General features: G+C 41.4%; 20 protein-coding genes and 2 pseudogenes. 16 read left to right on the top strand and 6 right to left on the bottom strand.

Going from position 1 to position 21,834, the window contains the following annotated elements; all coding sequences use genetic code 11:
* Positions 1-180 precede the first annotated feature (180 nt).
* The 4 genes from O2S85_RS13095 to O2S85_RS13080 all read left to right on the top strand — a co-directional run bounded on the left by O2S85_RS13095 (position 181) and on the right by O2S85_RS13080 (position 5,798).
* Positions 181-1,929 carry an ABC transporter ATP-binding protein gene (locus O2S85_RS13095; RefSeq protein ID WP_269409760.1) on the top strand — a complete coding sequence of 583 codons (1,749 nt, stop codon included), beginning with the start codon at positions 181-183 and terminating at the stop codon, positions 1,927-1,929.
* Positions 1,929-3,956 carry an ABC transporter ATP-binding protein gene (locus tag O2S85_RS13090; RefSeq protein ID WP_269409759.1) on the top strand — a complete coding sequence of 676 codons (2,028 nt, stop codon included), beginning with the start codon at positions 1,929-1,931 and terminating at the stop codon, positions 3,954-3,956. Before O2S85_RS13095 ends, O2S85_RS13090 begins: the two co-directional genes overlap by 1 nt.
* Positions 3,957-4,344: 388 nt before the next feature.
* Positions 4,345-5,064 (top strand): RNA polymerase sigma factor SigI, encoded by a 720-nt coding sequence (gene sigI / locus O2S85_RS13085; protein WP_269409758.1) that lies wholly within the window; start codon positions 4,345-4,347, stop codon positions 5,062-5,064.
* A complete protein-coding gene (locus O2S85_RS13080; protein ID WP_269409757.1) occupies positions 5,061-5,798 on the top strand; it encodes an anti-sigma-I factor RsgI family protein in 738 nt (245 codons plus the stop codon). The genes sigI and O2S85_RS13080 overlap by 4 nt, the downstream gene beginning before the upstream one ends.
* A gap of 134 nt (positions 5,799-5,932) precedes the next feature.
* Here the strand turns inward: O2S85_RS13080 and O2S85_RS13075 are convergent, their stop codons facing one another.
* Entirely contained in the window at positions 5,933-6,169 is a 237-nt protein-coding gene (locus O2S85_RS13075; protein WP_269412581.1) for a YhdB family protein, read from the bottom strand.
* Positions 6,170-6,339: 170 nt separating this feature from the next.
* Here O2S85_RS13075 and O2S85_RS13070 point away from each other — a divergent pair, with 170 nt between their 5' ends.
* From O2S85_RS13070 to O2S85_RS13055, 4 genes and pseudogenes are all read left to right on the top strand, one after another.
* Entirely contained in the window at positions 6,340-7,077 is a 738-nt protein-coding gene (locus O2S85_RS13070; protein ID WP_269409756.1) for a YhcN/YlaJ family sporulation lipoprotein, read from the top strand.
* Between the two features lie 142 nt (positions 7,078-7,219).
* Entirely contained in the window at positions 7,220-7,684 is a 465-nt protein-coding gene (locus O2S85_RS13065) for an S-ribosylhomocysteine lyase (RefSeq protein ID WP_269409755.1), read from the top strand.
* Positions 7,685-7,785: 101 nt separating this feature from the next.
* Positions 7,786-9,152, top strand: a pseudogene (locus O2S85_RS13060) (dipeptidase).
* A 132-nt stretch (positions 9,153-9,284) separates the two neighbouring features.
* The gene (locus O2S85_RS13055; protein ID WP_269409754.1) at positions 9,285-10,043 is read left to right on the top strand and encodes a (S)-benzoin forming benzil reductase; all 759 of its coding nucleotides are present in this window, start codon (positions 9,285-9,287) and stop codon (positions 10,041-10,043) included.
* A 193-nt stretch (positions 10,044-10,236) separates the two neighbouring features.
* Here O2S85_RS13055 and O2S85_RS13050 read toward each other — a convergent pair whose 3' ends face one another.
* Together O2S85_RS13050 and O2S85_RS18930 are read right to left on the bottom strand one after the other, a co-directional pair.
* The gene (locus O2S85_RS13050) at positions 10,237-10,326 is read right to left on the bottom strand and encodes a YjcZ family sporulation protein (protein WP_269409753.1); all 90 of its coding nucleotides are present in this window, start codon (positions 10,324-10,326) and stop codon (positions 10,237-10,239) included.
* A 115-nt stretch (positions 10,327-10,441) separates the two neighbouring features.
* A pseudogene (locus O2S85_RS18930) lies at positions 10,442-10,522 on the bottom strand (YjcZ family sporulation protein); the annotation flags it as partial.
* A 413-nt stretch (positions 10,523-10,935) separates the two neighbouring features.
* Here O2S85_RS18930 and map point away from each other — a divergent pair.
* Together map and O2S85_RS13035 are read left to right on the top strand one after the other, a co-directional pair.
* The gene (gene map / locus O2S85_RS13040; RefSeq protein WP_269409751.1) at positions 10,936-11,694 is read left to right on the top strand and encodes a type I methionyl aminopeptidase; all 759 of its coding nucleotides are present in this window, start codon (positions 10,936-10,938) and stop codon (positions 11,692-11,694) included.
* A 105-nt stretch (positions 11,695-11,799) separates the two neighbouring features.
* Entirely contained in the window at positions 11,800-12,567 is a 768-nt protein-coding gene (locus tag O2S85_RS13035) for a cobalamin-binding protein (RefSeq protein WP_269409750.1), read from the top strand.
* A 35-nt stretch (positions 12,568-12,602) separates the two neighbouring features.
* On the opposite strand, the gene nhaC is transcribed toward O2S85_RS13035, so the two are convergent.
* Complete coding sequence (nhaC, locus tag O2S85_RS13030; RefSeq protein ID WP_269409749.1) at positions 12,603-13,982, bottom strand: Na+/H+ antiporter NhaC; 1,380 nt, start codon at positions 13,980-13,982, stop codon at positions 12,603-12,605.
* Positions 13,983-14,530: 548 nt separating this feature from the next.
* Here nhaC and O2S85_RS13025 point away from each other — a divergent pair.
* Together O2S85_RS13025 and O2S85_RS13020 are read left to right on the top strand one after the other, a co-directional pair.
* Positions 14,531-15,178 (top strand): AzlC family ABC transporter permease, encoded by a 648-nt coding sequence (locus tag O2S85_RS13025; RefSeq protein WP_369419468.1) that lies wholly within the window; start codon positions 14,531-14,533, stop codon positions 15,176-15,178.
* Positions 15,175-15,471: an AzlD domain-containing protein gene (locus tag O2S85_RS13020; protein ID WP_269409748.1), complete on the top strand. Its 297-nt coding sequence runs from the start codon at positions 15,175-15,177 to the stop codon at positions 15,469-15,471. Before O2S85_RS13025 ends, O2S85_RS13020 begins: the two co-directional genes overlap by 4 nt.
* A gap of 146 nt (positions 15,472-15,617) precedes the next feature.
* Here the strand turns inward: O2S85_RS13020 and O2S85_RS13015 are convergent, their stop codons facing one another.
* Positions 15,618-16,496 carry a cation diffusion facilitator family transporter gene (locus O2S85_RS13015; RefSeq protein WP_269409747.1) on the bottom strand — a complete coding sequence of 293 codons (879 nt, stop codon included), beginning with the start codon at positions 16,494-16,496 and terminating at the stop codon, positions 15,618-15,620.
* A 460-nt stretch (positions 16,497-16,956) separates the two neighbouring features.
* Between O2S85_RS13015 and O2S85_RS13010 the strand changes: the two genes are divergently transcribed.
* Positions 16,957-17,190: an IDEAL domain-containing protein gene (locus O2S85_RS13010; protein WP_269409746.1), complete on the top strand. Its 234-nt coding sequence runs from the start codon at positions 16,957-16,959 to the stop codon at positions 17,188-17,190.
* Positions 17,191-17,286: 96 nt separating this feature from the next.
* Positions 17,287-18,558: an MFS transporter gene (locus O2S85_RS13005; RefSeq protein ID WP_269409745.1), complete on the top strand. Its 1,272-nt coding sequence runs from the start codon at positions 17,287-17,289 to the stop codon at positions 18,556-18,558.
* A 136-nt stretch (positions 18,559-18,694) separates the two neighbouring features.
* Here the strand turns inward: O2S85_RS13005 and O2S85_RS13000 are convergent, their stop codons facing one another.
* On the bottom strand, positions 18,695-19,612 hold the full coding sequence (locus O2S85_RS13000) for a zinc dependent phospholipase C family protein (RefSeq protein ID WP_269409744.1): 918 nt from the start codon (positions 19,610-19,612) through the stop codon (positions 18,695-18,697).
* Positions 19,613-19,813: 201 nt separating this feature from the next.
* Here O2S85_RS13000 and fumC point away from each other — a divergent pair, with 201 nt between their 5' ends.
* Both fumC and O2S85_RS12990 read left to right on the top strand, forming a co-directional pair.
* Positions 19,814-21,199 carry a class II fumarate hydratase gene (fumC, locus tag O2S85_RS12995; protein ID WP_269409743.1) on the top strand — a complete coding sequence of 462 codons (1,386 nt, stop codon included), beginning with the start codon at positions 19,814-19,816 and terminating at the stop codon, positions 21,197-21,199.
* A 346-nt stretch (positions 21,200-21,545) separates the two neighbouring features.
* The gene (locus O2S85_RS12990) at positions 21,546-21,743 is read left to right on the top strand and encodes an alpha/beta-type small acid-soluble spore protein (protein ID WP_269409742.1); all 198 of its coding nucleotides are present in this window, start codon (positions 21,546-21,548) and stop codon (positions 21,741-21,743) included.
* Positions 21,744-21,834 lie beyond the last annotated feature (91 nt).

The raw sequence follows: 21,834 nt of genomic DNA, 5'->3' as shown, positions 1-21,834 counted from the left end.
AGTCATGAGCGGTCGATATCTGCCTTCAATCGGTTGATACGTGCCCCAAACTGGTCGATATCCATACCAATTTGGTCGAAACTCCCGGATGATAATGAAATTAACAGGAGATGTTAGCCCATGTAAAAAAACCGTAACAAAGCGTATGTCAGCAGATTTTTGCAAGAAGAGGGTGAGAAGATGTTTCAGGTTTTTAACAAGTTAAAATGGTTTTTTAAGTATTATTGGAAACGGTATGTGTTAGCAATAACGGTATTAATTATTGCCAGTGCGATTGGCTTAATCCCGCCCAAAATAGTTGGCTTCGCGATTGATAAAATCCAGTTTGAAACACTGACAATGAAATTATTAACCATGATCGTTGCCGGTTATTTGCTGCTAGCGGTTATTCATTATGCCATCTCGTTTTTGTGGGATTATACCTTGTTCAGCGGAGCGGCGATTTTAGAACGGTGGACCAGGAGTAAATTGATGGATCACTTTTTGCATATGACGCCAACCTTTTTTGGTAAATACCGGACTGGTGATTTAATGGCCCGTGCAACGAATGATTTGCGTGCCATTCAGTTGACGGCGGGATTTGGTGTGTTGACACTGGTTGATTCGAGTATGTTCATGTTGATGATTATCGCCATGATGGGATTTACCATCAGTTGGAAATTAACCCTTGCTGCGCTGATCCCATTACCAATTATGGCAGTCGTGATGAATAAATATGGAGCAGCAATTCATGCTCGCTTTATGAAGGCACAAGCTGCATTTGGCGAGATGAATAATGATGTTTTGGAATCGGTTCGTGGGGTGCGGGTGATCCGTGCTTTTGTGCAGGAAAAACAGGAAGAGGTACGATTTCAAGCGATGACGGAGGATGTCTATCGGAAAAATATCGAGGTTGTAAAAATTGATGCCTTATTCGAGCCAACGATGAAAATTCTTGTTGGGCTGTCGTATACGATCGGGATTGGCTATGGGGCATTGCTAGTGTTCCAAAGCGGGATCACACTTGGTGATTTGGTTACATTTAATGTCTATCTTGGTATGCTCATTTGGCCGATGTTTGCGGTTGGCGAATTAATTAATATTTTACAGCGGGGAAATGCTTCATTGGATCGCGTACAGGAAACGTTGAGCTATGAAGCGGATGTGCAAGATAGTGCCCATCCAAGGCAGGTGAAAACGGTTGATTCGATCACATTTTCCGATGTCTGTTTTGCCTATCCTGGGGCGGTATCCAATCAATTAACCCATGTGAACTTGCAAGTGAACCCTGGTGATACCATCGGGATTGTTGGTAAAACCGGTGCTGGTAAAACAACCTTGTTTAAATTAATGCTTCGCCAGTATCCGGGCCTTGTTGGCAGTATCCGTATTTCAGGTGTGGAATTATCAGATATAAGCCTTGGGCAAATTCGCGATTGGATTGGCTATGTGCCACAGGATCAAATCATGTTTTCGAAAACAATTCGGGAAAATATTCAATTTGGCAAAGCTGACGCGACGGATCAGGAAATTTACCGGACGCTGGACTTGGCTCATTTCCTTGATGATATCAAACAACTGCCAAATGGATTGGATACGCAGGTTGGTGAGAGCGGTGTTACGCTTTCAGGCGGACAAAAACAGCGTGTGGCCTTAGCCAGGGCGTTTATCAAGGATCCGGAAATTTTAATCCTTGATGATTCATTATCTGCAGTCGATGGAAAAACGGAGGCGAAAATCATGGAACATTTACGTCATGAACGCCGGAACAAAACAACCTTTATCGCGGCGCACAGGCTGTCAGCGGTCACCCATGCCGATCATATTATTGTGCTTGACGACGGAAAAATTACCGAAGCAGGCACACATGAGGTGCTGATGAACCAAGGTGGCTGGTATATGCAACAGTATCAGCTACAGCAATTGGAGGATAAGGAGGAGATCTCCTAATGAAACAATCAACCGAAAAACGTTTAGTTGGTTATGCGTTACAGTTTAAAAAAAGTATTATTATTGGCCTGGTTTGCTTAATGATTGCTGTGTGCCTGGAACTTGCCGGGCCACTCATTGCCAAAACAGTAATTGATGATCATATTCTTGGGGTGGAAGGTAACTGGATACAGGTGAACAGCCAACACGATCGCAATACCGTTACCTTTGATGACCAACAGTATAAACGCGCCGATCGGGTTACCGGTCAAGAACAAACAGGGGAAACAAAGACCATTTTACAGGTTGGAAACAGTTATTATTTGGCGGATGGGGACCTTCCATTATCCGGTAAGCGATCTGTTGATGGAAATACGATTTTGATCAAACAAGGAAATGATACACAGACATATACTGCTGAGAAGCTTTCCTTGTCGGAGATTTATCCATTTTTTAAACCGGAGCAACGTCCGATTCTGTTCTTGCTGGGATTGTATGTAGCATTGCTGGTGATCGCAGCGTTTTTTCAATTTTTTCAGACCTTCTTATTGCAGAAGGTGTCCAATCAAATTGTTAAGAAAATGCGCAATGATGTGTTTGCCCATACACAGCGGCTTCCGATCAATTATTATGTGGATCAGCCGGCAGGAAAAATTGTCGCTAGAATTACCAATGATACGGAAGCCATTCGGGATTTATATGAACGTGTGTTATCGATTGTAGTAACGAGTATTATTTATATGGCAGGTATTTTTATTGCTTTGTTTTTACTTGATGTCACATTGGCGGCATTCAGTTTGCTTGTTATTCCGTTGATTCTGGGCTGGATGAAGGTGTATAAGTACTTTGGAACCAAATATAATACTGTGATTCGCTCTACGGTCAGTGCCATTAATGGAAATATTAATGAAGCAATTCAGGGAATGCCGATTATCCAGGCGTTTCGTCGTGAAAAACAAACGAAAGCTGAATTTGAGACATTAAATGAACGCAATTTTACGTATCAACGCAAATTGGTTAAATTAAGCGCACTAACATCATATAATCTTGTTACAGTTTTTCGGAACCTGGCCTTTGTTGGCTTTATCTGGTATTTTGGCTCATTTTCGCTTGAGCCTGGTAGCATTATTTCCATTGGTGTTCTCTATGCGTTTGTGGATTATCTCAACCGCTTATTTGAACCATTGGAGGATATTGTCAACCAGTTACCACTGATTGAGCAGGCAAGGGTAGCCGGCAATCGTGTATTTACCTTAATGGATCACCAAGGCGAGGATGTGCAAGTTCGAAAAATCGACAAATATCGCGGGAATATCGATTTTAACCATGTGTCATTTGCCTATGATGATAAGGATTATGTCATCAAAGATATGTCTTTTTCGGTTAAGGCGGGGCAAACCGTTGCTTTTGTCGGGCATACCGGATCAGGCAAAAGTTCGATTATGAATCTGTTGTTTCGCTTCTATGACCCACAGCATGGAACGATTACAATCGATGGACAAAAAACCGTTGCCTTGTCACGACAGCAGGTGAGAAGTCATATGGGCATCGTCTTACAGGATCCATTTCTGTTTTCGGGGACTGTCATCTCCAATGTTACGATGAATGACCCAAATATTACCCGGGAAATGGCAATCGCGGCATTGCAGGCAGTTGGGGCTAACCGGTTTATTGAGAAATTGCCTGACAGGTACGATGAAAAGGTCACCGAGGGCGGGACTACTTTTTCACTTGGGGAGCGGCAACTGATCTCTTTTGCCCGTGCCTTGGCATTTGATCCGGCCATACTAATTCTCGATGAAGCGACTGCCAATATTGATACAGAAACGGAGCATATGATCCAGCGAGCATTAGATGTATTGAAGCAAGGGCGTACCACACTTGTTATTGCGCACCGCTTGTCAACAATTCAACAGGCCGATGCAATATTTGTACTCGAGCATGGTGAAATTGTAGAACAAGGAAATCATGAAACACTCATTCAACAAAAAGGCCTATACCATCAAATGTATCAAATGCAACAAGGAAGAACACGCCAGGCTGGGTAGTGGGACAAGAGGACAGGCACCTTCTCCCACCTTTTTCTTCCATGTTAAAAATGGTGGGACAAAGGAACCGTCCCTATGGCCCTGGGGTATGCAATCAATATTTAAAGGAACTGTAAATGTTTTGTGATAGCAACGCTTGTCTTCTTGCGGTAGGATTAGATATGTTGACGATTAAAAGATGGTCAATGTTGAAAGTCAGTAGACCTGATGAGTAAACTAAAAAATTTTTCCTGGATGGTCAAAAAATGTCGTTTTAATGCGAATTTTGACTACCCTGTATTTAATCATATTGAAGATGGTGAGTTGTTATGAAACAAAAATACCTAATAAATACACCCAAAAAGGTTGACAAACAATCGTATCTTATAATGGCTGGGGGTGTTTCGGTTTGAAACATAAAGACCAATCCCTGGAAGAAATAATTTCCTCCATCCAAGCGGGGGATGAACGGGCACAGTACAATTTATTGAGAACCTACCAGCCGTTTATTGCCAAATGCGTTTCAGAGGTTTGTAAACGATATATTGATCCCAAACAGGATGATGAATTCAGCATCGGTTTAGCAGCATTTAACGAGGCAATTTTAACTTATTCTGCCGACCGGGGGAGTTCCTTTCTATCCTTTGCCAAACTAGTAGTAAAACGTAAAGTGATCGATTATATTCGTTTTATCCAAAAGAACCCCATTGCTGCATCGCTGGATGAGAGCTATGATGAGGAACAAATGGAAAACCACAGCGAGATTGTTGCGGTCAAAGAAATTTATCAACAAGAACAGGATACATGGCATCGAAGGGAAGAAATTGCCGAATTTAAGGAAAAATTAAAGGACTATAAATTATCCCTGGCTGAGTTAACCGAGATCTCGCCAAAGCACCGTGATGCCAGAGACTCCGCAGTTCATACAGCGCGTGTTTTGTTTAATGATCCTGAATTAAGATCGTTTGTTGAACGCAAGAAAAAACTTCCCATCAAAGCACTTGTCAAAAAAGTGGATGTCAGTAAAAAAACATTGGAACGAAACAGGAAATATATTTTGGCTATTTTTATTGTACTTAGTAATGATTTCGTATATCTGAATGATTATCTCAAGGGGGTGGGTAGGTGAGAAAAGGGATTGTAATGGAGAAACACCGCCGATATACGATTGTAATGACTGACAATGGCCTGTTTTTCAAAACGAAGCCACTTGGGGATACTGCATCGATTGGCACTGAAGTTTCCGTTGAAATGCTGGAAAGGAAAGGACGCTATTTATTCTCTTTTTACCCCGGGCAAACAGTAAAAAACGCATTTCGATTTATTGCCATGGCTTTCTTTTTACTTCTGTTTGCGTTTCCACTTTATGTAATATCCAGCAATAAGCGAACATATGCCTACGTAAATATTGATATAAACCCAAGTGTGGAATTGGAAATCGATGAACAGATGCATGTCCGCTCCATTAAGCCGTTAAACGATGATGCAAATGTACTTATGGATCAATTATCCAATTATAAAAATGAACCATTGGATCGAACCGTTTCACGTATAATGGTAAAAACCGAACAGTCGGGCTTGATGACACATGGTAAAAAAGTCATAGTTGGTGTTAGTTATGTAAAAAGCTGTAAGGTTCCCGTGTTGAATAAATTGGAACAATATTTCCGTGGTCAACATGGTGATTGGAAGATTGTTTCCTTTCGTGTGCCCGAAGAAATTAGAAGAACAGCCAAACAACAGGATAGAGCCATGAATGAGGTGATGGCAAAAAAGTTTGAAGAAGGTTCCACGAAGGTAAGGAAAGAAATAGAAAAGCTAAAACCTAATGAACAAGCAATTATCCATTCTTTTTATCAATAATGTATCTGGGACAAGGCTCTTTGTCCCACCTTTTATTTTCATGTAATATTGTGGGACAATGAAGGGGATGTTCGACTTGGAGCACTGCCTCTTATTGCAATGTCGAACGAACCTGTATCCCCATGTCCCTATCTTTAAACCTCCATGACGGCAGTTGGTGTTTGTTTCATGGCATGATCAATATAGTAAAGTAATTCATCATGCAATTGGAGAATTTTTGTTTGATCAAGTGAGTAATGATACGCATGCAGAAAATGCTGGATTTTTTTCGAAAGCATATCATCTTGTGTACGTACCATCAGCACTAATAAGTCGTCCCATTGCCCCCATAGTGAGTAATACAATGCCTTATCGTAATCAGGTATATCCATCATGTTCCCCTCCTTATAAATTAAAGGGTCATTTGTAGTTTCTCCATTTTATATATATATTGTCTGAAACAAAATTGGTGTCTTTGCCAAAAATAGGATGAAGCAGAAACCGGTATAAACCCGTTTTTTTGAAACATACTATGGGCAAATATGTAAGGAGGAATGAGCAAATGAAGTTCAAACTTTTATGTGTTGTATTTGCAGCAATGTTCGCACTTGCAGCATGTGGTAATGGAAACAACGGGGCAAACAATGACAACAATGGGGATAACGACGGTGCACAACCAACACGGTACAATAACAATGCAAACGATGAAAACCATGGTCAATCGTTAAGAAATGCACAAAATGCGGATCGTGACCGTGGTAATTTGAATAATAACAACGTCAATGACCGTAATAACAATGGCAATAACAACGATCGTTATGATATTTCCAAAGAAGCGGCAGACCGTATTACAGATGAAGTGGCCGGAATCGATCGTGCCTATGTCGTAACAACAAGAAACAATGCCTATGTTGCAGCGGGACTAGATGAAAATAACAATGACAATGACAACGTTAATAACGATAATGGCGTCAACGACAATAATACTGGTGTTAACAACAATAACGGTGTAAACAATAACAATAATGGCGCGATGAATGATAACAATGGTGTAACGAATAACAACCGTGCGGACAATGGTGATGCACTAACAGATGAGACAAAACGTCAAATCCGTGACATTGTTAAAGATGTGGACAACAATATTGACAATGTATATGTTTCCACAAACCCGGATTTCCTTAACCTTGCCGACAACTATGCTGACGATTTAAACAATGGTAAACCGGTTCGCGGATTTTTCGACCAAGTTGGTAACATGATCCAACGCGTATTCCCACAAGGACATAACAATCGCTAAAATCAATGGGACAGGGGGGACAGGCTCCTTGTCCTATTTTTAGATGTGACTTTTTTGTACAGGTTTCTGTGCTTTTATTTGTTGATTTTTTTCGTTATCATATACATACGGTAGCTTTATCAGCAAAAGGGGAGAGGATAATATGGCGGAAAAAATGAACGTGGAAAGCTTTAACCTGGATCATACTAAAGTGAAGGCACCATATGTACGTTTGGTTGGTGTAACAGAGGGCGCCAATGGAGACAAGATATATAAATATGATATTCGTTTTAAGCAGCCAAATAAGGAACATATGGATATGCCTGGGCTTCATTCATTAGAGCACCTAATGGCCGAGAATATCCGGGAACATCTGGATAATGTGCTTGATATCGGTCCAATGGGCTGCCAAACAGGCTTTTATTTATCCGTTTTTAACAACGATGATTACGATGAGGTACTGGACGCGATTGAAAAAACATTAAACGATGTGTTAGAGGCTGCAGAGGTACCTGCATGTAATGAGGTTCAGTGCGGGTGGGCCGCAAGTCATAGCCTTGAAGACGCCAAGGAAATTGCCCGGCAAATGCTCCAATCACGCAACGAATGGCACCAGGTTTTCGCATAGGGACAAGGGTTTCTCCTTGTCCTGTTTTTTGTGTTGGTCTACTGCTGGCTATGAAGGATTCGGTATGCTAAAATAAGTGAAAATGCATTGGAGGGTAAAGGATGAGTGAGCAGGTAATCAAGTATTTAGAGGAACATCACGATCAGCTGCTGGAAAAATTAAACCAGTTTTTAGCGATTCCAAGCGTGAGCACCGATAGTATACATAAAAAGGACATTAAAGATGCAGCAAGTTTTTTGACGACATATTTACAAGAAATTGGTTTTGAAAACATTGAACAACAGGAAACAGGTGGACACCCACTTGTGTATGCAGCATACAATCAGGCAGGTCCGGACGCGCCAACGGTTTTATTCTACGGCCACTACGATGTACAGCCAGTTGATCCGCTCGACCAATGGAAGAGTGATCCGTTCAAACCGGAGATTCGCGATGGACGTCTGTATGCCCGCGGGTCAAGTGATGATAAGGGACAAGTCTTTATGCATCTGGCCGTCTTTGAGGCGTTTATGAAGACGGATGGAAAACTTCCATTAAATGTAAAGGTCTGCATTGAAGGAGAAGAAGAAATCGGTAGTGAAAATCTTTATCAGACATTAAAGGATAAAAAGAGCAGTTCCAAGCAGATTTCGTCGTTATTTCCGACTCGGGAATGGTTGCCAAGAATCAGCCGACGATCCTTTACGGTTTAAAAGGATTTACTGGTGTCGAAATCACCGTAAATGGACCAGACCATGACCTGCATTCCGGTATGTATGGTGGGGCGGTGCGAAACCCAATCATGGCACTTAGTCATATTTTGGCATCGATGAAAAATGAAGATGAAGTCATTACAGTGGACGGTTTTTATGAGGGTGTTGAGCCGCTGACCAATGAGGAACGACAATTAATTGACCAGGTAGAGGGTGAGGATTATCGTGAATCCACCGGTGTTCCTGAAACCGTTTCCGAAAAAGGGTACACGGCAAAAGAACACACAATGGGCCGACCAACATTTGAAATAAATGGTATTTACGGTGGATATCAAGGAGAAGGAACCAAGACAATTATTCCTGCATCAGCGACTGCTAAAATCACCTGTCGTCTGGTACCTGGGCAAGATCCGGAAAGAATTCAACATTTGCTTGATAAACATGTGAAAAAGCATGCACCATCCGGCGTTACAGTCGAGGTGAAAAAAGAAAAGCTGTCAGCAAAAGCATATCAAGTGGAGCCGAACCATCCACTGATCCAAAAAGCTGCCAAAAGCTATAGCAAAGCATTCGGTAAAGATACCGTTTATGTCCGAATGGGCGGCTCGATTCCAGTGGTTGAATGGATGGAAGCATTATACAATATACCAATTGTCTTATTGGGATTTGGCACCCCGGATGACCGGCTACATTCGCCAAATGAAAGCTTTCCAATTGACAGCTTTACCAAGGGTATGGAAACCTTGGCATATTATTGGGACGAAATTCGTCATTAATCAAACGGCAATTGCTTCCTTGTTTGAAGGGGAATCAATTGCTGCATAAACCTATTAAACTTTTCTTTGTTCAATTATTTGGGTGGGGACTTTTTACAAAAAAGATATAAACATGAAATGGGGAGATGAATAGTGAAGTATGCAATCGTAACAGGGGTTTCGCAGGGGTTAGGTGAAGCAGTTGCCAAATTATTTATTGAATCCGGTATACATGTGATAGGCATTTCCCGAAATAACAATAAAAAATTGACAACACTTGCCGAGCAAAATAATGTATTATTCCAACATTTATCCTGTGACTTAGGCAATTTAGAAATACTGGAGCAGACAATCGATCAAATGAATGCATTTTTGTTTCAGGAAGAACCGACAACTATTTACTTGGTAAACAATGCCGCGGTACTAGAACCTATTGCTCAAGCTACGGAGATAAACAATCTTGAACTGCAAAACCATGTACAGGTAAATGCGATTGCGCCAATGGTCTTAATGAATTCATTAATAAGAAAAGCATTAGAAGAAGATGTGCGTTTTATTGGTGTAAATGTTACATCCGGTGCAGCAGAAAAACCATATTATGGATGGAGTGCCTACTGCAGTACAAAGGCTGGGATCAATATGTATACAAGAACAGTTGCAGTGGAACAGGATCAATTGGGGACCGGGAACAAGGTAATCGCCTTTAGCCCAGGAATCATGGATACGCAAATGCAAGAAAAGATTCGTGCTAGTTCTGCTGCTGATTTCGTTGAAGTGGATACATTCCGCAACTACAAACAACGAAATTTGCTAAAAGATACAGATGCTGTTGGTGGCGTGCTCGTTGATATTTTGACCGACGAATCCAATATTGTAAATGGAAAAGTGTACGATGTAAAAGACTATTTTTAAGATGGGGACTGCATCCGAACGAACCCTCAGATCACCGAATTAGTCATAACTTTTAATAATTTGCCAAGCATTAAAAAACGAACCCTAGGTATAACGGGTTCGTTTTTTGAAAGAAAAGAAAGAATAAAAATATGCTCTACTTTGCTTGAAATCAAATACTCATGTAATTCTTTGAAAATAAGAGGTATATAGATTAATAGTATCCACCGCCAGCATAACCACCAGCACCAACGATAATCAATAAGATGAATAATACGACGATTAATGCAAATCCACCGTTCATAAATAGTCACCTCCTTATTAGAACTTTATTTTAGTATTGGTTAGCACCAACCACAACGGTAACCGCCGCAGCCACCACCATAGCCATAACCACCGCGGTAGCCTCCGCACCAGCCGCTGGCACCAACAATAATTAGCAGAATAAATAACACGACAACAAAGGCAAAGCCACCACCATAGCCTGCACCATCACTCAATCATCTCACCCCCTTTAGAGGATGTTCAAAGTCCGGTAAAATGACACCAATAGGGGATCTTCACCCAAAACCCTAGTCCTTTTTATCCTCCTTTTGAACACGCTCTTTTATTTAATGTATGTGAATATCACGGACTTGGGAGGGCGGACGCATAGATTTACTTTCAATTTTGCATGTTACGTTGATGATTCTGGTTTTGGGCGGTGATTGCTGAGGGGATTTCTGCATTTGCTTGGATATCAACGATTTATTATTAGCAATTCCCAATTTCTGGTGGAACAATGGAACCGTCTCCTCATCCCACTTCATTTTTCGATTCATCTGTTCCTATGTTAAGATAAATCTGTGTTAAAATTAGGGGTGCTTATAATTACAGTGAGATATAACTGATAATGGTTGAAAGGAAGAACGGCATGATAACACGAAAAAGTAAACGTGAGATTGAAATGATGCAGAAGTCGGGTGATTTATTGGTGCAGTGTCATAAGGAAATTGCTCAAATGATTAAACCAGGAATCACTACGAAGGAAATTGATACATTTGTTGAGGAGTTTTTGGCAAAACATGGGGCGACCCCCGAACAGAAAGGCTTTGAGGGCTATCCATTTGCTATCTGTGCCTCTGTTAATGATGAAATTTGCCATGGTTTCCCCAATGATGAAAAATTGGTAGAAGGCGATATTGTCACCATTGATATTGTCGTCAACTTAAATGGGGGATTAGCCGATTCAGCTTGGACCTATGCAGTTGGGGAAATTGATCAGGTTGGAAAGCATTTGTTGGATGTAACGAAACAATCGCTTTATAAAGGGATTGAGCAAGCCCAGGCAGGTAACCGGATTGGCGATATCGGTCACGCCATTCAAACCTATGCAGAAGGGGAAGGATTTTCCGTAGTGCGTGACTTTACCGGGCATGGCATTGGCCCAACGATTCACGAGGAGCCGCATATCCCGCATTTTGGTCTGCCAAATAAAGGGTTGCGTTTAAAAGAAGGCATGGTCATCACAATTGAGCCGATGATCAATGAAGGTACATGGAAAAGTAAAATGGACAGTAATAACTGGACAGCGAGAACCGTTGATGGAGGACGTTCAGCACAATATGAGCACACCATCGTGATTACGAAGGATGGTCCATTGGTGACGACCGAACAGGATCGCGACGTGTAATAGTTACTTGAAAACCGGTGAAGTAATACGGCAAGCCATAATCAATTAAAAATGGGGATTTTCGGGAGAGTAAAATAGCCTTTACCCATGTAAGGAGGAGCCATCATGCGGGTTGTGTCAATTTGCCCGAGTAATACGGAGATTGTTGCTTATTTGGGGAAAACGGATGTACTAGTCGGTGTGGATAATTTTTCAGATTGGCCAAAAGAAGTAGAGGAACTACCGAAACTTGGCCCGGATTTATCGATTGACATGGATAAAGTAGCAGAGCTAAAACCTGATCTAATATTGGCCTCATTGAGTGTACCAGGCATGGAAAAAAATATTGCTGCACTCAAAGAACGCGGACTCCCGCATATTATCCTTAATCCAAACTCACTTGACGAGATTGCCCGTGATATCCAGACTGTAGGAGAGGCATTGGGTGACCCGGATCTTGGCGAGGACAAAGCCAATACATTTCGATCGCAAATAGCCCGTTATCGAACAAGAGCACAAAGGCGGCAAACTACCCCAAGATTATATTGGGAGTGGTGGCCGAAACCGATATTCACTCCAGGAAAAGCTAACTGGCTAACAGAAATCAGTCAGCTTGCTGGTGCCTGTAATATTTTTGCCACGGAGGATGTTGCCAATTTCCAAACAACCTGGGATCAAGTAAAAAAGCGTGACCCGGATCATGTTTGCATGGTGTGGGTTGGGGTCAAGGAGGAGAAAATGCGGCCGGAGTTGGTCAAAAAGCGACCAGGATGGAATGAGATGAAGGCGATTAAGACAGGGAACATTCATGTAATGGAAGAATCTTTATATTGCCGCCCCTCCCCAAGGTTGTTAGAAGGTTTACAGAAATTGGATAAAATATTGGGAAGCTGACGAGCGTGGAGTCGTCAGCTTTTGCTTGTAACGCGCTACTTACCCGGTGATTCGGATTGTTGTCCTCTTCCACCAAAAATGACGGTGATAATCGGGCTTAATAAACAAAAGAAGGCAAATGGCAGGTAAGTTAACACGGGAACATCCAGTACATCGGCTATAAACACACCGCATACACTCCATGGAACTAGTGGATTAATGACAGTGCCGGCATCCTCCAGTGTCCGGGATAATACTTTATTTGGCAGCTCCGCTCGGTTGTAAATACCTTTATACGTTTCGCCAGTTAGCAGAATAGACAAATATTGCTCTCCAATAAACACATTGACCCCAATTGCTGTAAGTGCGGTGGAAATAATAATCGTCCGGACTCGTCTCAGTTTCTCTTTAAACGCATTTAGGATGGATGGAATAATTCCTGTTACAAATAGTAATCCCCCGAATCCTAAGGCTAATATAACGAGCGATACTGTTGACAACATGCTCGTGATGCCGCCCCGCGTTAGCAATTCATTCATTGGTTCGAAATTGGTGTTGGCGGTATAACCGTTAAACCACGTGTTCCATATATCCGACCAGGTTAAATGACTGGTTATTCCCGCAAGCAGTGTTGCCAGTGAGCTGCTTAAACCGAGCGCAATAAATGCAGGCGTTTTAAAAATGGTACAAACGACTAGAACTAGTAATGGCAGCCATGATGTCCAATGAATTAATTGTGACGCTTCCAATGCACGTTGATATTGCATAATATTTTCTAATGGCACGGATCCATTTGGTGAAAGAAAAGCAAAGATAATAAATGAAATAATAAATGCCGGGATCGTAGTCAAACACATATGCTTAATATGATCAAACAAGTCAACTTCCACGATTGTTGATGCCAAATTCGTTGTATCGGATAATGGTGACATCTTATCCCCGAAAAACGCTCCGGAAACAATGGCGCCGGCGGTAATGGCCATGGAGGCATCAAGGGCACTCCCCATGCCGATAAAGGCAACGCCAATGGTTGCTGACGTTGTTAATGAACTGCCAAGCGAGACTCCGACTAGGGATGTGATCGCAAATACAATGGCATAAAACCATGTCCCGCCAATAACATGAAAACCGACGTTAATTAATGCTGGAATGGTTCCGCTAATGATCCAGCTGCTGATGAGCACACCAATTAACATGAATAAGAAAATGGCTCCCATGCCGGATTTTGCACCGAAGATCATTCCTTCTTCCAGATCTTTAAATGAAATTTGCCGGAACAGCCCATAGGCGATGAGCAAAAAGATGGCGAGTGTAATCGGGATATGTGGCGATGTTTCCAGCTTAATGATGAAAAAACTAATCATAGCTACGATGAGTACAAAGAAAATAATCGATTCCACAACGGAAGGGTTATATTTTGGCCGAATTGGAAACATGGCATTTCCTCCTATCTATCATTGATGTTCCAAATTTTGGTTAATTATCCATAAAAAAAGCCTCATCCCCATAATAGGGACGAAGCTTAACTCCGCGGTACCACCCTGCTTGATGATTGATTGTCACCATCCACCTCATTTATAAAGGTTCCGACTTTAATTGAATGTGTATTTCAAATTTAACCTGCCGGGGCTTTCACCAGCCGCCCCGTCTCTTTAAAATAGGCCAAACGCCAGGTTTTCCACCTTTTCGTCCGCCTTTATACTGCTCGGAAAAATTCTACTTTGCATTCCCGGATAATCGTATTTATTTACTACTAAAGTTCATCGTCATTTTAATGATGTAATTTAGAATATACATCGTTAGCGTACCCATTGTCAATATAGGGTTAAATACTTTTTAAATTTGCAAATATCAGGTATAATAGCGTCAATTTTTAAATACAAGGGGATAGCGAAGATGATGACAAATACGGTTAAAAAAGAAGAGGATTCTTCCCAAACAATGCGTATGGTCCGGCGGGGGGATTGCGGTTGGCTTTCCAATCATGCTCGGTTACTTGCCAATCGCGATTGCATATGGCGTGTTGGCGAAACAGGCCGGACTTTCTCTTGTAGAGTTAACAATGATGAGTGTACTTGTTTTCGCTGGTGCCAGTCAATTTATGGGTGCCAATATGATTGCTGTTGGTGCGGGTGCTGCAGAAATTATTGTCGCAACCTTCGTCCTTAATTTTCGCCAATTTGTGATGAGCCTATCGTTTATGAATCGGTTTCGTGACATTGGACGAACTTGGAAGGTTCCTTTATCATTGGGATTGACCGATGAAACATTTGCCGTATCATCATTACATACCAAAGAGGCAAGAGAGGATAAGGGTGCCCTCTTTTATCTGGCACTCCTATTAACGGCCTATTTTTCTTGGATCGCCGGCTCATTACTTGGTGGTGTATTAGGCGAAATTATTCCAGAAACTTTAAGCCAAAGCATGGGGATCGCTTTATATGCGATGTTTATCGGATTGCTGGTTCCCTCGGTAAAAAAGGAATTAAAGGTCGGATTAATCGCGATTATTGCAATGCTGATTAATGTATTGTGCAGTCCATTTATGAGTGAAGGATGGGCAATTGTGATTGGCACCGTTTTAGGCGGATTAACTGGTGTTTACCTTTTGAAAGGGGAGAGCGAATCTTGATTTTTGCTATTATCATCGGTATGTCGCTTGTCACCATGATTCCGCGTCTGATTCCAGTCTATATTGTTGATAAAATTAAATTCCCGGACTGGATCAATCGTTGGTTGAATGCGATTCCTTTTGCGGCATTGGGAGCATTGATCTTTCCGGGAATTATGTCCGTCAAGTCTGGCGAACCGTATGTCGGGATCATTGGCGGGATTGTCGCGATTATTCTGGCTTTTATCGGGCTAAACGTTATCCTGGTTGTATTGGGTGCCATTCTTGCAGTCTTTCTAATAACAGTGATGTAAGGGACGGTCATAGGGGGATATTTGGATGTATTCCATACGAAAAGCGGTTTATACAGATGCAGAAGTAATTGCAACCATTCACGAAAAAAGTTGGAAAAATATTTAAATTAAGCATACAGATCTCTTGCAAAAGAGGAACTGTATGCTTAATTTGGGTGTTTTGGATAAGGCTCAATATGGATATGAGCATAAGGAATGTTATGTTTTTTAGCTAAAAATTGTTCAATCCTTACAGTGATGTCATGACTCTCTTTTACATTTAAATGGGGATCAACCAGGATTGTAATTTCAATAAATGCCTGGTTACCGTGAATTCTTCCTTTAACATCATATACTTCCTTTACCTCGGAAACCTTCGCAATACTATCTTTTATCTTCTCTAATTGTTTTTCATCAAAACCATCAGTCAGGGTCAGAGTAGAATCCTTGAAAATATCCCACGCGGTTTTACAAATGATGATCCCAACAATGAATCCGGCAAGCGGGTCTAACCAATATAACCCGAATTGCGCACCGATGATACCAATGAATGCGCCAATACTGACAAGCGCATCAGATCGGTTGTCCTGCGCAGCCGCATTGAGGGAGGAGCTTTCGATTTTTTTGGCTAAGCTTTTATTAAAACGGTACACCAAAAACATGACAACAGCAGCACCAATAGCTGTCCAGGCTGTGAGCATATCTGGCTGCTGGGTTTGGCTGGAAATCAATTTCTTTAGCGTTCCATAAAGCACTTGCAAACCTACCGTGATCATAATAAAGGCGGCAAATAGTGATGCAACTGTTTCTGCCCGGTAATGCCCATAGTGGTGATCCTCATCGGGAGGTTTTCTGGAAATTTTCAATCCAACCAGAACCGCTATAGAAGCAATAACATCCGTGGAGTTGTTTAATCCATCAGCGCGTAATGCCTCAGAGTGTCCGATATAAGCGATGACTAATTTTACAGTTGCTAAAAAAAGGTAAGCAATGATGCTGATCCAAGCACCTTTTTCACCTTTTTTCAGGTCGTCTGCACGATTCATTTAACTTGCCTCCATAATTAGCTGTATCTGAGTTGATCTAAAAGCAGCCATACGCCCCTAAACGGTCGTCTCCGCTTTTCCTTATTGTCCAGCTCCAACGACCAGGGGCTAGTGGATTTCCTTCACCTTCGTACGATAAGTCAACATCGGCTCGCTTTCAGCTCACCGTGTTTCCTTTATCTCCTACGGCTCAGTCCAATCCATACGCCCCTAAACGGTCGTTCTCCGCTTTTCCTTAAACAGTCTACCAAAGGTGTGTGTGGTGGGTCTAGAGAAACATTCAAGCATCTGGTTATATGTATTGCTGAAAACTAATGATGTTTCGTGCACGCAATATCTGTTGGTGTTTATTTTAGTATCCAACTTCATTCGGTGATCATTCAAAGAAGTAAAAATTTTTGCTTGCAATTATTCATAAGATTTAGGATAATAGAAAAAAGGAACAAAGGAGAGATGTTCCATGAAAAAGCAAAAATTAGTGTATAAGTATTTTCGGTACACGGGGGATATGATCCATGCCAAACGGGAGATACCATACGAGTTGAGGCTTGCCTCGCGTATGCTGCTGGATGAATTGTGCTTTAACTGGAACAAAGCACACTTGGAAGCGGCTATAAATCAAGCGATTGACAATGGTGATGAGGTGGAATTTTTACGATTAAGCGAGAAATATAAGCAGTTTGTTTGGGAATAAATCTTAAGAAAAAAGGCTTCACCGTTCATGTGGTGGGGTCTTTTTTCAAATGAAATTGATTGTTGAGATGCATATGGTGGAAGTGGGAGGCAACGCATGAAAAATAAAAAAACAATTATGAGCTGGATGATGTATGACTTTGGTAATTCTGCCTTTGCGACAACGATTATCGCTGCGGTGTTGCCGGTATTTTATTATGATGTTGCGGCAGTTGGAATTGATAAATCATTGGCGACAAGTTACTGGGGATATTCGCAATCTATTGCTGTGTTGATTGTCGCGATTTTGGCACCGTTTCTGGGAGCGATCAGTGATTATTCCGCTGCTAAAAAGAAATTTCTGCGATTTTTCGCGTACATGGGTGTTCTGGCAAGTATTTTGCTGGCGTTTGTCGGGGAAGGTGACTACTTGTTTGCTTCAATCCTGTTCGTTGTGGGTTCAATCGGTTTTTCTGGCGGGAATATTTTTTACGATGCATTCTTACCGGAGATTGCGGATGACAAATCGATTGATAAAGTTTCGGCCGGCGGATTTGCTGTCGGGTATATCGGTGGCGGAGTATTACTGGCGATTAATATTCTAATGATTTTAAAATACGAATGGTTTGGTATACCAAATGCTACTATGGCAAGTCAATTATCCTTTGCCAGTGTTGGGATTTGGTGGTTCATTTTTTCACTGCCATTGTTTAAAAACTTGCAAGAAGAGAAGAAAACGACTGCCAAACGGGAACACTCCTATTTTTATATTGGTTTGTCCAGGGTAACGAATACCTTTAAGGAAATCAAACAGTATAAGCACTTATTAATTTTTTTATTCGCTTTCTGGGTTTACAATGATGGCATTTCGACGATTGTTCGCATGGCCACCATTTATGGCCGGGATATTGGGATTGATTCCAATGCGTTAATTGCTGCATTGTTAATTACGCAATTTGTGGGGATTCCCTGTACGTTTTTCTTTGGTTGGCTTGCACAAAAAATTACTGCTAAGAAAACACTGTATATCACGCTTTATACATACTTGGGGATCGTACTATTAGGTTATGCGATGTCGTCTGCATTGCATTTTTATTTGCTGGCAATCGCGGTTGGTATTGTGCAAGGTGGGGCACAATCATTGAGCCGGTCGATATACGGACGCATGGTTCCAGTCCATAAACGTGCGGAGTTCTTTGGCTTTTATGGGATATCATCCAAGTTTTCGGCGGTTTTCGGTCCATTTCTGTTTGCCTTGGTCGGACAGCTAACCGGATCTAGCCGCTTTGGAATCATTTCAGTTGCCTTGTTTTTTATCATTGGCATTATCATGCTGCGGTTTGTGGATATTGATAAAGGGGTAGAAGAGGCAGGGGCCAAAGCAAAGTAAGTTTAGCTTATGTTAATGTATCTGATTAAGCCCAATTTCTTAAAAGATCATGCAGTTGACACATGGGAGCCAAGGATTTAGCGGAGAACCATGATGATTGGCCGGATATCATTCATATTAATCCGGCTATTATATGCTACACAATCGGATCACTATATTTATTCTCCAAATTAAACTTCAATGGCTTCCCGGTATCATAGGAAATATCGCCGATTAACCCAGAAATTTGCTGCGTGATATGATTCGCGTCGTCTCCCCGCCAGTACTCCAGTATCAAGGTCATTATTTCGATTGCCTCGGCAAGTCCTGCTTCATAAAGATCCATAAACGTTTGGTTGCTTGGTTCTTGGGTAGCTGGATGATACCAGGTCGTTTGCTTTAGATTTAGATAATCGATATCCGTTTTGATCGGCTGGTGGGAATAGGCGGAGACCAGTGATTTCAATAATTTATTTTTCCATCCGTGTGGATCAGCCAATATTCGCAAGGCTAATTTCATATCCTGGTAAGCTTTTTGAATATATGCTGAACTTTGTGGGTTAATATCAGGATAGTGGGCCTGTATGATCGAATACAACAGCTTGACAAGTTCAGGATTTAAGTTACGCCCAACATCAATTTCGTTGTAAACTGGGACTTTCCATGTTTGCATTCGATACTTGTGTTGCATCATCAAGGTATCAATCAATACCTCAAGCCGCTGATGGTCATTACCTTCATAGCCTGCGCGATAATGGATGTAGGGATGGGCATTGCGGTCAAGGATATGATGAGTGACAAACCCAAAGACATAGGCTTGTATGGATGGATCCAAACTAGCTGATTTGGTTATTAAATCCATCAGAAAATCCCCACAATGTTTCGTATGTAATGCTGTGCCGATATCATGAACTGGTTCATCTTTTATCCATGGCCAAAAATTATAGTAAAAAAATGGATCTGGTCCCTGAGCTCCTAAATTCAAATATTGTTCGTGTGTAAAAAAACGACTTGGATGATTCATCGCATTTACCATATCTTTACAGAATGCGATATGTGTCCAAATGTTTGGCATGATAGTTCATCCTTTAGATTTATTTATCACGTATACATATATTATAAAAGACATATTGGATAAAAGGAATGAAAAGTTAAGACAATTTTGCATCTATACCGACAAATCAGCAGGATATTGGCAAAAAAATTGTTTTACAACCAAAGCTATACTAAAATGAAAAGTGGGTGAAAATAGCTTACATAGGGGAGGCAACAAGTGATGGAATATCGTATTGAAAAAGACACATTAGGAGAAGTTCAAGTACCTGCTGATAAATATTGGGGTGCGCAAACACAGCGCAGTAAACAAAATTTTCCCATCGGTGGTCAAAAAATGCCATTGGAAGTTGTACGGGCATTTGCGATATTGAAAAAAAGTGCAGCAAAAGCAAATAGCGAGTTAGGTTTATTGGAAAAGCAAAAAGCAGAAGCAATTGCTCATGCTGCTGACCAAATTGTTGCAGGCAAACTGGACGAGCATTTTCCATTAGTTGTTTGGCAAACGGGAAGTGGAACACAGTCCAATATGAATGTCAATGAGGTTATTGCACATGTAGGGACGAAATGGTTAAACGAACAAGGCAGCGAATTAACCTTGCATCCGAATGATGATGTCAATAAGTCACAAAGTTCGAATGATACGTATCCAACCGCGATGCATATTGCTGATGTGTTAAAACTAGAAGACGTTGTACTTCCGGCATTGAAGCAGTTAAAGAATACGCTAAAAGAAAAAATGGACGAGTTTCAAGATATAGTGAAAATAGGACGTACCCATTTGCAAGATGCCACACCATTGACTTTAGGACAGGAAATTAGTGGCTGGCATCGGATGCTTGAAAAATCAGAAGTGATGATCCATGAAAGCTTGCATCATTTGAAAGAATTGGCTATTGGCGGAACAGCGGTTGGTACTGGATTGAATGCCCATCCTGATTTTTCTGAAAAGGTATGTCAGGCTATTAACGAGGAAACAGGGAAGGATTTTATTTCTGCATCGAATAAATTTCATGCGTTAACAAGTCACGATGAATCTGTTTATGCACATGGAGCATTAAAAGGACTGGCAGCTGACTTGATGAAAATTGCTAACGATGTTCGCTGGCTGGCAAGTGGACCGCGCTGTGGCATTGGTGAGTTGACCATTCCAGCCAATGAGCCGGGCAGCTCGATTATGCCTGGTAAAGTGAATCCGACCCAATGTGAAGCAGTAACCATGGTCGCGGCGCAAGTGATGGGAAATGATGCGACGATCGGATTTGCCGCAAGTCAGGGCAACTTTGAATTGAATGTATTCAAACCGGTTATTGCCTATAATTTCTTGCAATCCAGTCAATTACTGGCAGATTCGATGCTTTCCTTTGAAGAGCGTTGTGTACGTGGAATCGAACCAAATCAGGAACAAATCGATAAATATTTAACTGATTCGCTTATGCTTGTTACTGCATTGAACCCGCATATTGGTTACGAAAATGCAGCAAAGATTGCCAAACAGGCATTTGCCGATAATGCAACATTAAAAGATACAGCGGTCAAACTGGGTCTGTTAACACCAGAACAATTCGATGAATATGTCAATCCAAAAGAAATGACCCATCCGAAATAAGATTTGAGAAAAGCTCATTCGTTATGAATGGGCTTTTTTGCTGGGAAGGCTTACGTTAAAATACTGCAACACCAGCAGTATTTGTTCCGACTATGCCAATAGCGAAATTTAACGACGGGGTTTGGTGGTTTTTTACGGTAATTTTTGTATGTTATACGGCGGATTCGGCATGTTATACGGCGAATTTAACGAGATATACGGCGATTTGCCCAACCTTTACGGCGGATTCGTCTTTTTAGTGCATGAATATACCAAATCCTGCCCGGTATAAAACACAATTTACCAGTCCAAATCTGTGATAAGTTTCCCCGAAGTGCAGACAATATGATTACAGGAGGTGATAGACATGGCTAACAACAACTCAAACCAATTAGTCGTACCTGGCGTACAACAAGCACTTGACCAAATGAAGACTGAAATTGCACAAGAATTTGGTGTTAACCTTGGCGCTGATACAACTTCTCGTGCTAACGGTTCCGTTGGTGGAGAAATCACTAAGCGTCTTGTAACAGCTGCACAACAACAAATGCATGGACGACAATAACAAATAATGATGGCTTTGGTGAGTATGGTCTCACCTAATATAAAAAGGGATGTCTATTAACAGACATCCCTTTAAACTTTTCCATATTTTA

This window comes from Lentibacillus daqui, assembly GCF_027186265.1.
Taxonomy (GTDB): domain Bacteria; phylum Bacillota; class Bacilli; order Bacillales; family Amphibacillaceae; genus Lentibacillus_C; species Lentibacillus_C daqui.
This window is presented reverse-complemented; position numbering and strand designations above follow the sequence as displayed.